The 14,457-nt window shown below is 35.1% G+C and carries 12 protein-coding genes; 3 read left to right on the top strand and 9 right to left on the bottom strand.

Annotated elements, in window-relative coordinates; all coding sequences use genetic code 11:
• Window positions 1-6 precede the first annotated feature (6 nt).
• On the bottom strand, window positions 7-447 hold the full coding sequence (locus tag F3J23_RS06235; protein ID WP_066692510.1) for a GPW/gp25 family protein: 441 nt from the start codon (window positions 445-447) through the stop codon (window positions 7-9).
• A 169-nt stretch (window positions 448-616) separates the two neighbouring features.
• The gene (locus tag F3J23_RS06230; protein ID WP_167025742.1) at window positions 617-2,029 is read right to left on the bottom strand and encodes an APC family permease; all 1,413 of its coding nucleotides are present in this window, start codon (window positions 2,027-2,029) and stop codon (window positions 617-619) included.
• A gap of 142 nt (window positions 2,030-2,171) precedes the next feature.
• Here F3J23_RS06230 and F3J23_RS06225 point away from each other — a divergent pair, with 142 nt between their 5' ends.
• Window positions 2,172-2,672, top strand: a complete 501-nt coding sequence (locus F3J23_RS06225) for a DUF4920 domain-containing protein (protein WP_167025739.1) — start codon at window positions 2,172-2,174, stop codon at window positions 2,670-2,672.
• Between the two features lie 99 nt (window positions 2,673-2,771).
• On the opposite strand, the gene F3J23_RS06220 is transcribed toward F3J23_RS06225, so the two are convergent.
• On the bottom strand, window positions 2,772-3,881 hold the full coding sequence (locus F3J23_RS06220) for a M14 family zinc carboxypeptidase (protein ID WP_167025736.1): 1,110 nt from the start codon (window positions 3,879-3,881) through the stop codon (window positions 2,772-2,774).
• Between the two features lie 981 nt (window positions 3,882-4,862).
• Between F3J23_RS06220 and F3J23_RS06215 the strand changes: the two genes are divergently transcribed.
• On the top strand, window positions 4,863-5,399 hold the full coding sequence (locus tag F3J23_RS06215) for a helix-turn-helix domain-containing protein (RefSeq protein WP_167025733.1): 537 nt from the start codon (window positions 4,863-4,865) through the stop codon (window positions 5,397-5,399).
• A gap of 451 nt (window positions 5,400-5,850) precedes the next feature.
• Here the strand turns inward: F3J23_RS06215 and F3J23_RS06210 are convergent, their stop codons facing one another.
• The 5 genes from F3J23_RS06210 to F3J23_RS06190 form a co-directional block, all read right to left on the bottom strand.
• Entirely contained in the window at window positions 5,851-7,017 is a 1,167-nt protein-coding gene (locus tag F3J23_RS06210) for a proline dehydrogenase family protein (RefSeq protein WP_167025730.1), read from the bottom strand.
• Window positions 7,018-7,080: 63 nt separating this feature from the next.
• Window positions 7,081-8,010 carry a UbiA family prenyltransferase gene (locus F3J23_RS06205; RefSeq protein ID WP_185156432.1) on the bottom strand — a complete coding sequence of 310 codons (930 nt, stop codon included), beginning with the start codon at window positions 8,008-8,010 and terminating at the stop codon, window positions 7,081-7,083.
• A 10-nt stretch (window positions 8,011-8,020) separates the two neighbouring features.
• Entirely contained in the window at window positions 8,021-8,947 is a 927-nt protein-coding gene (locus F3J23_RS06200) for a mevalonate kinase (RefSeq protein ID WP_167025727.1), read from the bottom strand.
• A 133-nt stretch (window positions 8,948-9,080) separates the two neighbouring features.
• Entirely contained in the window at window positions 9,081-11,243 is a 2,163-nt protein-coding gene (locus tag F3J23_RS06195; RefSeq protein WP_167025724.1) for a M12 family metallo-peptidase, read from the bottom strand.
• A 181-nt stretch (window positions 11,244-11,424) separates the two neighbouring features.
• A complete protein-coding gene (locus tag F3J23_RS06190; RefSeq protein ID WP_167025720.1) occupies window positions 11,425-12,915 on the bottom strand; it encodes an MFS transporter in 1,491 nt (496 codons plus the stop codon).
• 89 nt (window positions 12,916-13,004) lie between these two features.
• Between F3J23_RS06190 and F3J23_RS06185 the strand changes: the two genes are divergently transcribed.
• Window positions 13,005-13,208 carry a hypothetical protein gene (locus F3J23_RS06185; RefSeq protein ID WP_167025717.1) on the top strand — a complete coding sequence of 68 codons (204 nt, stop codon included), beginning with the start codon at window positions 13,005-13,007 and terminating at the stop codon, window positions 13,206-13,208.
• Window positions 13,209-13,258: 50 nt separating this feature from the next.
• Here F3J23_RS06185 and F3J23_RS06180 read toward each other — a convergent pair whose 3' ends face one another.
• On the bottom strand, window positions 13,259-14,437 hold the full coding sequence (locus F3J23_RS06180; RefSeq protein ID WP_167025714.1) for an acetyl-CoA C-acyltransferase: 1,179 nt from the start codon (window positions 14,435-14,437) through the stop codon (window positions 13,259-13,261).
• Window positions 14,438-14,457: the final 20 nt, after the last annotated feature.

Genomic DNA, 14,457 nt, shown 5'->3' with positions numbered 1-14,457 from the left:
AAAATATTAATCAATAGACATAGGACTTAGAAACAGTTCTGTTGAAAAACTGAAGCGTTCTCCTGTTTCTTCCATTTTTGCATTGATGGCAATTCTTACTTTCTTTTTAATTTCTGTGTGCTCTTTGGTGTCGTAGCTGTGTTCTACAAATTGTATGTGGGCATCGATCTGTGGCTGTACAATCCTTGGTTCATATTCCTGGATCTGTCTTCGAAGACTTTTAATGAAAACACTTTCCCAGATGGCACTTGTGACTCCGTTATCGAATTCCAGGTTCCAAACATCGTTTCCGTAGTTTTCATCATATCTGTTCTCCCCTTTTTTGGTGGTGATCAGCAGCATAATATTGTGGGCTATACTTTCTCCCATATCGCAGGTATCGATACTGCCGCCTTCGGTCATTAAAGTAGACGGTACGAAAGGCATTCTGTAATTTGGTGTATCCATAACTTATTGTTTTTTTACTTCATGGTCCCGTTTAAAAAACGAAATACCAAAATACACATTTTCACTAAATAATTATCAAATTCCATCAAAATATTATTCAAAAAGAAGGGCTTCCAATCTGAATTGAAAGCCCTTAATCTATTATCTAATTATATTTTTTATTTAAACTTTACCGGTCCGCATTTTTACGGTTGATGAAATAGTATACCGGAAGCCCCAAAAGAACCAGCAGGAAGCCCGGCCACGTGTATTGCTGTTTATAAATTAAAAGTAAAATGCAGAAACACGCTCCTATTGCCAGATAAATAATAGGTGTTACCGGATAAAGCCAGGTCTTATATGGCCTTTCCAAAGCGGGTTGTTTTATTCTCAAATAAATAACTCCAAACACTGTAATCATATAAAACAGAACAATGACAAATGATATCATATCCAACAGGTTTCCATACTGGCCACTCAGACAAAGAATAGAAGCCCATGCTCCCTGCATCCATAAAGCATTTTCGGGAACTTCATTTTTATTGTTCTTTACTGCTGACTTGAAAAACATTCCGTCTTTTGCCATAGTCTGGAAAACTCTTGCCCCTGCCAAAATTAATCCGTTATCACATCCGAATGTGGAAATCATCACCAGCAATGCAATAATAATAGTTCCTGCGCTTCCAAAAATATTCTGTGAAGCAGCTACTGCTACCCTGTCATTGGTTGCAAACGCAATTGAATCCCTGTCCAGAGCATTCAAGTATACAAAGTTTACCGCTATATAAAGAATCATTACGGCAGAAGTACCATAAATCATTGATTTCACAACATTTTTCTTCGGATTTTCAATCTCCCCTGAAACGAAAGTAACGCTTTCCCAAGCTACAGAACTGAAAACAGATCCTACCATTGCTGCTGCAATACCGCCCAGTAAAGTCATTCCTCCGATAGGCTCCCAGCCTTCTTTAAGAAAATTACCGCTCAGATCTTTTTTAAGGTTATTAAATGACTCTGTTCCCCAACTGAAGTTTTCAGATAAATGAGAAAGATCTACCAATATAAAGCCTGCGGCAATGAGTCCTAATAAAGCTATGATTTTAGACCCTGTAAAGATATTCTGAAGAATCTTTCCGCTTTCCACTCCTCTGGTATTGATATAAGTAAGCAATAGAATAACTGCGATCGCCAGAATCTGTATCCATGTAATTTTAAATTCTCCACTTTGAAAAATAGGCGCAGCATCATTGAGTGATGGAATAAGATAAGCTGTAAACTTTCCAAAAGCCATCGCTACTGCAGCAATGGTTCCGGTTTGTATGACTGTAAACAGTCCCCATCCGTAAAGAAATCCCATTCTTTTTCCGAAAATTTCTTTCAGATAGGTGTATTGTCCACCGGCTTTCGGGAACAAAGCTGAAAGCTCTCCATAGCTTATGGCGGCTGCTACAGTCATTACACCTGTAATCACCCATACCACAATCAGCCAGAAACCTGAGCCCAGATTTCGCATCATATCAGCACTTACAATAAAGATCCCACTTCCAATCATAGAACCCATCACCAGCATGATGGCGTCCCATAGTTTCAGTTTTTTTTGCATAGTCAAGTATAGGCGTCAAATATAAACAAATCTGCCTTTTATTTTCAATTTTGCTTAAAATTCATTAAATCACCTGTTTTTTATCATTTTTTATTCCTTTATCATTCAATTTTAATTAGTATTTTTGGGAAAATTATTAAAAATGAAATTCAAAGCTATATTATTTGCCGCTGCTGTAAGTGTTTCCACTTTGGCATATGCGCAAGAGATGGGACCACCTGCCGGGAATGCTTTAGTAGGAGATACTTATGGAGGAAGCGTTTCTCCGTCTATTGAATCAAAAGCAATTACCGTAGATAAGCTTAACAAACAGCTTAAAAAAGACAATAAGAAAATTGAAAACGTAGCTGTTAAAGGGAAAGTAACGGATGTCTGCGATAAAAAAGGATGCTGGCTTACAATTCAGACTGAAGATAATTCTAAGTTTTTTGTAAAAATGAAAGATTATGCCTTCTTTGTACCTACTGCTCTGAAAGGAAAAAATGTAGTCTTGGAAGGTGCAGCAGAAAGAAAAGTAACTTCTGTAAATGAGCAAAAGCACTATGCGGAGGATGCAAAAAAACCTCAGGCTGAAATTGATGCTATTACCCAGCCTAAAGAAGAAGTGAGATTTGTAGCTAACGGAATCAGGGTTGTAAACTAAATCTATATTTGATTATCTGAAATTAAGTTAATCTAAATTTCAGATATGAAAAACAGGAAAATAATAAAAAACCGGCAATCCTTTGGATTGCCGGTTTTTTTAATCTTCTATTTTAAAGTCTACCACTGAATCCAGTTTTGGATATCTGGTAGCAGAAATAAATTTCTTTCCTGTACAGTCAATTTCCAGCCAGCCTTTTTTCTTCTTCACCTCACCTGCTTCCATAACAAAAGGAATAAAAGAGATTTCATCTTTTCCCTCCTCTTTTATTTCCCTATATTGAACAGCGATATCCAGAATACATTCATGCTCAGTATTCAGCTTTACATTTCTGTAAATAATATCATAGTGCGTTTCTTTGTTTTCCGGGATTTCAAGATAGGTTTCCCAACCTGTAATATCAGAATTCAGTTCACTGATTGCCTTCAATGCATAATAAAGCGCAATCGTATAATATTTTCTGGTTCCTTTTCTTGTGTAATCATTAACAAAATGTCCTCCTTCAAATAAGATGGTAGGCATTCCTGCTTTAATAAAATTATCTCCTGTAGAAGTCGGATAAAATTCGTCGGAATATCTTCCAATCTGATCCGGAATTATTTCCTTCAGATGATTATAAACCCTTCCGATTACTGCCATGCATCTTTTTCTATTTTCTGTAACAGTTCGTTCCACATTTTCTGATGGGGCAAGAAACGAAAGTGTAGCAGGATGGATACCGTCGGTTGTAAAAATCGTTCTCTGCTCATGGAGATTTAATGCGTAATCATACTTTTTTGAAGCAGCAGCCTTTTTCAGAAATTTGATCTCTTTACTGGCTTCGTTATGGAAATCTCTGTTCAGATCGATATCAGCAGCATTCAGCCTGGTCCATTTTTCAGATCCGTCCGGATTCAGCATGAAGATAAAATCCAATTTGATTTTACTGAATAAATCTTCTTTCATTTCCGGAGCCTTATCAAGACTTACTAAAAGGTCTAGCATCGCATGGGTAGCATTGGATTCGTTTCCGTGCATTTGTGACCATGCCAATATATGAATGTTTCCTGTTCCGATACTTAACTGATAAATCGGTTTATCTAAATATGATTTTCCGATCTCCTGAATATAATCGCTGAGATTTGTCTGTAGATAAGAAAACAATTTTTCAGGGGAAATATAACGATGAGAGAAATCGGGGGTTGGAGAATAAATCTGTTCAAAATTCATTGTTGGAAATAGTTTACAAAGCTCAAATTTAGCCATTTTTGACCAAAAACTTAAATTAACATTTGTAAATAAGTGTAAAATACGCGAATTTACATTTGACATCTTCATTAAACTCAAATTTACAAAATTTAAAAAGCATAGTTTTGAACTTAAAAAAAACATTAACATTTGTAATTTGGTTAAACAAGACTTGAAGACAATTTGTCTGTGGATAAAATTGTGGATTGCGAATAATTTAATTAGTACTATTTAGTAATATACAAATCAATTAGTTATGATATTTATCTAAATAATATTTATAATAATACTTGAAGTCACAAAAAAGCTGTTTTAGGGCATTTAATGATTATTTTATTAAACATATAAATTGTGGAAAACCCCGTTTCTTATCATTAAATACAAATGTAAAAAGTCTTTACTATCAAAATTCTTACGGAAATTTTGCTCCAACCAAATTTTTTTTGACATGTTTGGGAGCACAAATAAAATAGTTGCTTATTTGAAATAATATATCTCGTTAATTAGAGTTTATGAAGCTTAAAAGGGCATATAAAAAGGTATTTACATCGGTAATTTACCATTGTATATCCAACTAAATAGCTTATTCATGGTATTAAATGCTTCTTTGAGGTCTTTTACTCTCTAAAATAGAGATTTACTGAGATTACTAATGTAAATTAACAATTCAAGGAGGTTTAGCAGTAAAAATAATTTATAAAAGAGCAATATTTTACAATATTAAATTAGTTTTTAAGCAAAATAAGTGGTTATAAATGTAATTCTATCCCTTATGAATGCAGATGGTATTTAATAGATTCAATTATAAGATACATATGTAATTTAGTTCTAATATTCTGATTTAAAATAAATTATAATTATGTTACAAATGTATACTGATGAAATTTTCATTTATTTACATTTGTATTTTGCATTTGTAAATTATAAGAGTTACATTTGTAAAATAATTAAAGGCTTATTTTTATGAGTTTAAATGAAAGAATTTCCAAAATTATAGAGTATTCGAATCTTACTCCTTCTGAGTTTGCTGATGAGATTGACGTACAGCGCTCCTCTATTTCGCATATTACTTCAGGAAGAAACAAACCCTCTCTTGAGTTTATCATAAAAATAAAATCACGCTTTCCTGAACTTCTCTGGGACTGGCTGGTAACAGGTGAAGGCGAGATGCTGAAATCCCAATTACCCGAAACAGAAATTTTAAATGAACCTGATGAAGAGGAGAAAGTAAAGCCTACTCCTCTGCCCGATCTGTTTACCATGATGAATAACGATGAGGAGTTCGGAACTGATGAAAATGATACGGAGGTTCCTCAAACAAGTCTTGGAGAATCGGTTATATCGTCCCAAAGTAAAGCTCCGGAAAAAATATCAGATTCTCAGCAATTAGGAAATTCTAATGATCAATCCATAATACAAGCGCTTGGTAATCAGACTGATAAAATAAAACGTATTGTTTTGTTTTATGAAAATGGAAAATTCGAAAGTTTTGAGCCATAAAATCAGATAATAGGCCGGAATCTTTTATTTAAAAAATTAAAAAACCTGACCAAAGAAAATGGCCAGGTTAAAAAATATTTGAAGAAGAAAACTAAAGCTATTGCTTTATTTTATTTTTAAAATTCAGACGGGTCTGGATTTATAATGGATATCATGATTGAAGCGGAAGGTATTCTACATTACAGAATCGTAATGGGGGGAAAATATTTTCATACATTAGTTTTTATAGTTTTATCAAATATAAAAATTTAAAATCAAATCAACAATAAAAACAATATTATTTTAACATATAATTAATGCAATATTTAATTATATGAATTATTATCAATTCCAGAATGTGAATTTAAACCTGTGAAGATAAACAATATATACGTTGATTTTCATTGAATTAACTCAAATAAAAAAACCCGCATGAGCTGCGGGTTTTTGTTTATTTTATAACAGTATTTTACTATTTTTTTCTTCTTTCTAATTCTTTCTTGATCAATCCTAATTCTCTTCCGGTCTGGCCAGCTACAGAAGTATTTTCCTGGGCTCTTCTCGTAAGGTATGGCACTACATCTTTTACAGGCCCATATGGAAGGTATTTAGCCACATTATAGCCTTTATCGGACAAATAGAAGGTAATATTATCACTCATTCCATAAAGCTGCCCGAAATAAACATGTGGATTGTCATTTTCTAAAGATTTTCCTTTCATTTTATCCATGATCAACTCGGAGGATATCTCATTATGGGTACCGAAGAATGCAGAAACTCTGTCTAAATGGTTCATTACAAAATCAATCCCCGCATTATAATTCTTATCTGAAGCGTCTTTGCTAGGCTGAATAGGATCCGCATATCCTTTTTCTGCGGCTCTGGCTCTCTCTTTCTCCATATAAGCGCCGCGAACAATTTTATATCCGATGAAATAACTTTTCTCTCTGGCTCTCTGAAGATGAGCTTCCATATATTCCAGTCTTCCGGTTCTGTACATCTGGATAGTATTCCAAACAATTGGCTTTTCCTGGTTATATTTCTCCATCATCTCTTCACAAAGGTGGTCTGCCGCATCCTGCATCCAGGTTTCTTCAGCATCAACCATTACTTTTTTATCGTTTTCATGGCAAAGGCTGCATACCTCATCAAATCTTCTTACTACTCTTTCCCATTCTTCTTTCTGGCTTGTTGTAAGTTCAGCTCCTTTCACAACAGCTTCATAAAGGTCAATTCTTCCAAAAGCGGTAGGTTTGAACACAATAAAAGGAATAGCCGGATTACCAACCGAGAACCTTACAATATCCTTAATTTCTTTACAAACGGCATCGAAAGTTTCCTCATCTTCTTTACCCTCAATGGAGTAATCGAAAATACTTCCTACTCCTCTTTTGAAAAGCTGTTTTACCACCTTCATACTTTCTTCACGGGTTTCACCCCCGCAGAATTGTTCAAATAAGGTATTTTTTACAATTCCTGTAACAAAAGGAAAGTTGTTGTGTACAGTAAAATTCAGGATAGATGTTCCAAGGCTTGTAAGAGCAGGCTGTTCAATCATTTTAAACATCCAGTAAGCCTTTCTCAATTGTGCATCAGACTTGTCTGCAAATGCAATTTTAGTATCATTAAAAATGGGCATTCCTATTTATTAAATTTAGTTACGCAAAGGTAATAATAACCTCAGTTTATTTAAAGATTTTTTTTATAATTTATGCTCTATTCCATTTAAAAGCATGGCAATAATCCCTACGAAAACCCAAAATCGTAATAGATTCAGCGTAAAGAAATTACTTTTACGGGAAGAATTCAGGAAAAGATATATGCAGAAAATCATAATAAACAACCCTCCTGCAAAATAATAAGCCATAAATCCTGAAATACCGGTTTTCGTAATGATTTTCATAGATACAATCATAGTAATCATTAGCAGAGAAATCAGGATAATTTTTGTATTCCTGCTCTTAAAATAGTTAGGAATAGTGATATATCCAAACGCTTTATCTACACTTTTAGTAAGGGTATCTTTTACAATATCAATACAAAGTAAAATGAGAAAAAGAAAAACGGCCATCAGGAATACCTTCTTGGAAAAGGTTTCGTAGTATACCATCATTCCGAAGAATGGATATAATGTAAGACTTACAAACGTGAGGTTGTTCAAAATGAGTATCCTGCTCAATTTATGACTGTAAAACCACATAAAGAACTGGTATATTACAAAAAAGGCAAAAACATTATGAGAAATCATCCATGCTACTCCCAAAGAAATTACAGTGAGCGCCAGATAAGCATATAAAAAATATTTCTGTTTAATGAAGCTTTGCACCCTCGTTCTGAAAGGTTTTACAATATGGTCTTTTTCCAGGTCGTAGAACTGATTGATAATACCTCCTGCAAGAATGGTAAGAACTGTACAGAAAATAATACCGTGAACTTTGAAATCGAACACAAAATTTCTGAAAGATTCATCCTGATTAAAGAGGAAAAATGTGGAAACATAGAGCGCAAATGTCAGCAGAGCTGCTACAAAAAAACGGGCCCCAAGCAGAAAGCCCACGAACTGTGAAAATCTGTAAAATAGAGATTTTGTAAAATAATTTTTAGATTGGAAAGTTTCTTTTTCAGAATTCATTCCAATCTGTTTAAAATCTGTAAATCACCTCTTTCTGGAAGCCGTCAAGCATTTTTTCTGCTTTTTCATAATCTTTGGTAAAACCTAAGATATAACCGCCCCCGCCACTTCCGCAGAGTTTCAGATAATAAGCATTAGAATCCAGTCCCTTTTTCCAGATATTAAAAATACTTTCCGGGATCATCGGGCGGAAATTTTCATAAGCCCAGTGGGAAAGCTTTTTAAGGTTTCTGAAGAAAGGATTCATGTCTTTTTTAAGGAAAGCTTCTATACATGCGTTATTGTAACGAATAAACTCTTCTTTCAGGGTTTTACGGAAACCTTCGGCTTTCATTTTTTCAAAGAAAATCTGAATCATCGGTCCTGTTTCGCCTGTCATTCCTGAATCAATAAGGAAAATAGCTCCTTTTCCTTCTTCGCCTTCCGGAATAGCTACCCTGTCTAAGTTTTCTTTATTTTCGATAAGAATCGGAAGGTTCATATAACAGATCAAAGGGTCCATTCCTGAACTTTTACCATGGAAATAGCTTTCCATTTCTCCGAAAACTGCTTTTAATTTTTTGAGATTATCTTTTGAGATGTTCTCCGGATTTAGTTTGCTGATTGAATATTTTTCAAAAATAGCTGCAACCAGAGCTCCAGAACTTCCTACTCCATATCCCTGAGGAATATTAGAATCAAAGAAAAGTCCGTTTGAAATATCTTTTTTGAAGCTTTGAATATCCAATTTGAAATCATCGGAAAGATCAAGAGCTGTAAGAAAGTCTGAGTATTTCTGCAGATGCCTGTTGGAATTAAGTTCAAATTCCGAACTCAGATCTGAAAATTTCAAAGTTCCTTTATAGAAGCTGTAAGGTACTACAAGCCCCTGGGAATCTTCAATCATTCCATATTCTCCAAACAGGATTATTTTTGCATAAAATAAAGGGTTGGTCATATTGACAATAAATCTTTTTTGCAAAGTTAAAATTATTCCGCTGAATATAAGCAAAACTCAGGCCGAAATTTTCCTATGAAATATAAGAAAAAAGCCTGAGAATATCAGGCTTTTTATAATAAACTCTTTAAAATTATTCTTTGATCAGCTTTTTATTGATAGTCTGCTTCTCTGTTTCTACTGTAATTACATAATTTCCTGTATGAATTGAGGAAAGATTTATTTCTTTTTTGTTTCCTTTTAAAGAAGAATCAGAAATTATCAGTCTTCCGGCTTCGTCGTAAATTTTATACCCTTTCAGCTTTTCTTTTGAAGAGAGGATAATCATATTTTTGGCAGGATTCGGATAAATATCTATTGAGTTATTTTTGGTATTGATATCTTCAACTGCTAAAACATTGCAGGAGAAATTCACATTCCATCCATTCCCTGTAACTGCTCCATCTGAAACAAACCTTACTGTTATCGCTCCGGAAGGATCAGTTGATGTAAATGGGCCGGGAACCGTACTTCCGCTCAGATTATTTCCATTGGCGAATAGTGGTGAAGCCGTAGAAGGACCATTATACACATACATAAAATCGTAGCCTTGTTCAAGATCAAATGAGGTAAATGTCATTGTCATAGAGGAGCCGGAAGCAGGATAAAATGTCTTTACAAGTTCTTCATTATCTCCATATTGACCGGTTGATCCGCCAGTGTCTAGAAACTGAACTCCATCACACCAGACTCCATCAGTTAAGAACAGTTGTGATAGCTGGAATGCATTAGGTCCGCTACAATCTGTTCCCACATTTAATCTATAATAAGTGGCTGGCTGAAGGTTTGTAAAATTAAAAGACGGAGTGCTTGTATTTCCTGAAGATATTGCAGTTCCATTAGCAGTAGTTAATTTATACTTCCATGCTGTTGAAGAGGTATCTGTAAAATCTGCATTTGCAGAGGTTTGAGTGATATTGTTAACCTTAAAGTTTGTAATGGATGTAGGACATGATGCTGTACAATTGGTACCAAGACATCCTTTTGAATCTACTGTATTTTTGATCAATGTTCCTGGCTGCGCACCAAAACCATTTGCAAAATTAATACCTACACTGCTTACCAAATGGCAGTAACTCATAATCGTTCCGCCGCCTGCAGGGGGAAGGGCAGCTGTACATCCTTCGTTATTTCCTGAGGCAGGACCGCAACCATCAATAGCTGTATTGTTTCCATTCCAGAAACAAGAATGCGTATGTGGTGAACCTAAATTATGCCCAAGTTCATGGGTCATAACTTCTATATTCCAGGAATAAGTGGGTACATTTTGGTAGTTTAAATTCATCCCACAATAAGAATATCTATAATCGGTACATAATGAATTAACATATGCAATACTTGTTGTAGCAGGATTTCTTAATAATTGTGCCACATCACCATTAAAACTAGTTCTGGTAGTTCTAAACTGGTTTAGAATTGCACTTGGTGAGCCTGAATAAGGATCAGTAGTTGTCCAGACAAAAACTTCACTTAAGGCCACATTAACATTCTCATTGGCATATAATGTTGTAACATTATTATGCATTGCAGTCACCCAATTGGTTGTAGTTGTGGTATTGCTTCCGTTTTGGGTATAAGGCCCGAAACCTGCTTCATAGTATATTCTTACGCAATTATCCGTTTTTTTACTGTTAGTATTGTTAGGATTAAAAACAGGTCTCTGAGTCTGGTTTTCTTTCAATCCGTCTACCTCACAGGCAAATGGATTAGCACCTGTTAATTTTGAATCTGAATAGTTGACAAAATCTTCAGAATTTTTAGCTTTTCCAAGTACTATATTTCCTAATTCAAGTGTAGAAGCAACTCCTACAACATCATTATTAAAAAAGCTGAAAGCAGCAATAGATGTATTATCTCCTTTTACAATTCCCTGATAATAAACTCCCGGTGTATAGTCTACTACTTTACCTTTGTCTGTGACTACTTTAAAATCATTGGTTAAAATCTGATGTCTGTACATTTCAACCGTGATCTGTCTGCCTCCGTCAAAGGGAAAAGATATTTCCAGAAAATCAGGTTTTTCTCTTATTAATTTTTTCAGTTCTGAAGACTTCAGAGACATCACAGTAATATCTGTTGCAGCCTTTTTGTATTCAGCTAATTTATCTGCATCTTTATTGATCTCAAATAAATTATAGCTTTTAAGTTCCGTTTTCCCATTATGATATTCCGAAACTTTTTGTGCAACCGGTTTTAATTTCTGAGAAAAACCAATAACACAACATTGTAAAAAGCAAATTAGTAGAAAATTTTTCATGTTTTTAATAATTTTGTGGTTTATTACAAATAAACAAAAAAAATCAAAACATAGTGAAAAATTATTACTACATTCTATCATTTATTGAAACTATATAAATAAATTCAATTAAATACCAAAATGAATGTTTTTTATTCATGAAAATAAAAAAAAGACGTTAAAAATAACGTCTTTTAATTTTTTATAAAGTTTCTCTGTCGGTTCGCATTTTGACCTTCAGGAATCGGATTAAAACTAATCCTGCTCCAAAAAACAAGGTCATGGATAAGGCTGCAATACGCATATTATTGAAATGCTCAATCAGCGTAGCAAAGATAAACGTTCCGATGATAATCGCTATTTTCTCTAAAACATCATAGAAGCTAAAGAATGTTGTATTTTCCATAGAGTCTTCTGGAAGCAGCTTTGAATAGGTAGATCTGGACATCGCCTGAAGTCCTCCCATTACTAATCCAACAACCGCAGCCACTCCGTAGAACTGATATTCTACTGTCGGGTTTTCCTTATTCAGGAAGAAAGCCCATATACAAGCTACAATCCATAATATAATTGCAATTGAAATAACGTTTCTGTTTCCGATTCTTTTAGACAACCTGGAGAAGATAACTGCCCCGATAATTGCTTCAATCTGAATTACCAACAGGGTTCCTATTAACTTATCCTGAGCAAGATTGATCTCACTTTTCCCGAATAAGGTTGCCATAAGGAATATCGTTTGCATTCCCACACTGTAAAAGAAAAAGCTGGATAAAAAGAACTTCAGATTTCTGTCTTTGAAAAGCTCTCCTCCTACCTTGAACAGTTCATGGAAACTTTCTTTTGCGATGTCTTTATAGAAACTTAGGTTGTCTTTTAATACTTCGAAGAATCCTCCCTGTTCTTCGTGTTTCTTGAAGATGTTCTTATAGTTTAGCAATACAAGATCCTTCGGAAGTTTATCTTTCACATCACCGAATTGCGGAAGATGCTTGAATGTATATTGAGAGAAACCGAACCACCATGCTCCGGTTAGCAGGAAACTGATTCTTGTAAATAAAAGCTGCTGTGCCGCTCCTTTAGCAAAAACCTGAATCAGTACCAGACAGATTACCACCAATACTACAGAACCAATATATCCGTAAACATATCCTTTTGCGGAAAGTGCATCCTGCCTGTCCGGCGTTGCAATATCTGGAAGGAAAGAGTTGTAGAACACCAAACTTCCCCAGAACCCTACACTGGCCGTAATACTGAAAAGAAGCCCCAGAAATACGTTATGCATTCCTGTGAACATGGCTAATCCCATACATGATGTTGCTCCCAGGTAACAGAAAAACTGCAGGAATGATTTCTTATTCCCGATTGTATCTGCCAAAGAAGATAAGAACGGAGATAATAATACTACGATAAAGAACGATATTGTTAATGAATATCCGTACACGGCATCCGGCTGGTATTCTTCACCAAAAATTTTAATCATATGCCTTACCGGAACATCAATCCATGATTTTGTTTCTGCCACATATTCTTTCTTTTCGTAAGCTGTGGTAAGGATAGAGTAATAAATAGGGAAAATAGTAGAGGTAATGACCAGTGAATAAACGGAATTTGCCCAGTCATATACAGCCCAGGCTTTCATAATCTTAGGATTATTCTTTATGTTTTTAGGCTGTCGATTCTCAGTTTCAGACATTTCAAATAAATATTAGTAGCACAAAAATAGAAAAACTACTGAATATTCGGTGGTTTTTAATTTTATTTTGAATTAATAATTGTTAATTAATGATTGTTAATTCAGCAAAGCTTTCCCGTTATCTTATACTTTCTAAAGGCTGGATAATATCTATTTTACGGTCTGAAACTCCTCCATTCCTGTTTATAAGCTATCTGGGAGGGTTATCTGGCGGGAAATTTTATATCATCAACCTGAAGGTACGGCTGGAAGACGGTATCGTTTTATTTTATAACCAAAAAATCGGGGTCTAAAGACCCCGATTTTTATATCTGAAACCACAAAATGTGGCTGTATACGTCAATTATAAGTTTTCAATCACAATAGCAGAAGCGCCGCCACCACCATTACAGATCGCTGCAGCACCGTATTTTGCATTGTTTTGCTTCAATACATTGATTAATGTAACAATAATTCTTGAGCCTGAGCTTCCCAGCGGGTGTCCTAATGCTACCGCTCCTCCGTTTACGTTTACTTTAGCAGCATCTAATCCTAAGATTTTATTGTTGGCTAATCCTACAACAGAGAATGCCTCGTTGAATTCGAAGAAATCAATATCAGAAATCTCTAATCCTGCTTTTTTAAGAGCAATAGGTAATGCTTTAGCCGGTGCGGTTGTGAAGTTTTCAGGCTCCTGGGCTGCATCAGCATAAGAAACGATTTTTGCCAAAGGTTTTAGTCCCAGTTCTTCCATTTTTTCTTTGGAAACAAGGATCAATGCAGATGCTCCGTCGTTCAATGTGGAAGCGTTGGCTGCTGTTACTGTTCCTTCTTCTTTTTTGAATACGGTAGGAAGTGTTGTAATTCTGTCAAAGTTTACAGCTTTGTATTCTTCATCTTCAGCAAAAATTACGGGTTCTCCTTTTCTCTGAGGAATAGAAACCGGTACGATTTCATCGTTGAATTTCCCTTCACTCCATGCTTTTGCTGATCTTTTATAAGATTCAATAGCAAAATTATCCTGATCTTCTCTGGTGATATTATAGTCTACTGCACATTTCTCTGCACATACTCCCATATGTACTTTATTGTAAACGTCTGTAAGACCGTCAAGTACCATACCGTCAAGCATTTTGATGTCTCCTAATTTTGTAGCTACTCTTGCATTATAGTAATGAGGAACTGAAGACATGTTTTCCATACCTCCTGCAACAATTACTTCTGCATCACCAGCTTTGATTGCCTGAGCAGCCATTGTTACTGCTTTCATTCCTGAAGCACAAACTTTATTTACTGTAGTGGAAGGTGTATTAATTGAAAGACCTGCTCCTAATGCTACCTGACGAGCCGGTGCCTGACCTTCTCCAGCCTGCAGAACATTTCCCATATAAATCTCCTGAACCTGGTTAGGATCAAGACCAATTTTATCTAATGCTCCTTTTACTGCAGTAGCTCCCAGTTTTGTAGCCGGAACCGTTGACAAACTTCCCATAAAACTCCCCATAGGTGTTCTTACTGCGGAAACGATGAATACTTCTTTCATGTATATAATTTTTATTTTTA

Origin of the sequence: Chryseobacterium sp. Tr-659 (assembly GCF_011752975.1) — a bacterium.
Classification (GTDB): domain Bacteria; phylum Bacteroidota; class Bacteroidia; order Flavobacteriales; family Weeksellaceae; genus Chryseobacterium.
Note: the sequence above shows the minus strand (reverse complement) of the source record. Positions and strands in the feature narration are given on the sequence as shown.

Excerpts from the sequence above, each read along its gene's own strand:
- F3J23_RS06235 (WP_066692510.1), bottom strand. The coding sequence starts at position 447 with ATGGATACACCAAATTACAGAATGCCTTTCGTACCGTCTACTTTAATG.
- F3J23_RS06230 (WP_167025742.1), bottom strand. The coding sequence starts at position 2,029 with ATGCAAAAAAAACTGAAACTATGGGACGCCATCATGCTGGTGATGGGT.
- F3J23_RS06225 (WP_167025739.1), top strand. The coding sequence starts at position 2,172 with ATGAAATTCAAAGCTATATTATTTGCCGCTGCTGTAAGTGTTTCCACT.
- F3J23_RS06220 (WP_167025736.1), bottom strand. The coding sequence starts at position 3,881 with ATGAATTTTGAACAGATTTATTCTCCAACCCCCGATTTCTCTCATCGT.
- F3J23_RS06215 (WP_167025733.1), top strand. The coding sequence starts at position 4,863 with ATGAGTTTAAATGAAAGAATTTCCAAAATTATAGAGTATTCGAATCTT.
- F3J23_RS06210 (WP_167025730.1), bottom strand. The coding sequence starts at position 7,017 with ATGCCCATTTTTAATGATACTAAAATTGCATTTGCAGACAAGTCTGAT.
- F3J23_RS06205 (WP_185156432.1), bottom strand. The coding sequence starts at position 8,010 with ATGAATTCTGAAAAAGAAACTTTCCAATCTAAAAATTATTTTACAAAA.
- F3J23_RS06200 (WP_167025727.1), bottom strand. The coding sequence starts at position 8,947 with ATGACCAACCCTTTATTTTATGCAAAAATAATCCTGTTTGGAGAATAT.
- F3J23_RS06195 (WP_167025724.1), bottom strand. The coding sequence starts at position 11,243 with ATGAAAAATTTTCTACTAATTTGCTTTTTACAATGTTGTGTTATTGGT.
- F3J23_RS06190 (WP_167025720.1), bottom strand. The coding sequence starts at position 12,915 with ATGTCTGAAACTGAGAATCGACAGCCTAAAAACATAAAGAATAATCCT.
- F3J23_RS06185 (WP_167025717.1), top strand. The coding sequence starts at position 13,005 with ATGATTGTTAATTCAGCAAAGCTTTCCCGTTATCTTATACTTTCTAAA.
- F3J23_RS06180 (WP_167025714.1), bottom strand. The coding sequence starts at position 14,437 with ATGAAAGAAGTATTCATCGTTTCCGCAGTAAGAACACCTATGGGGAGT.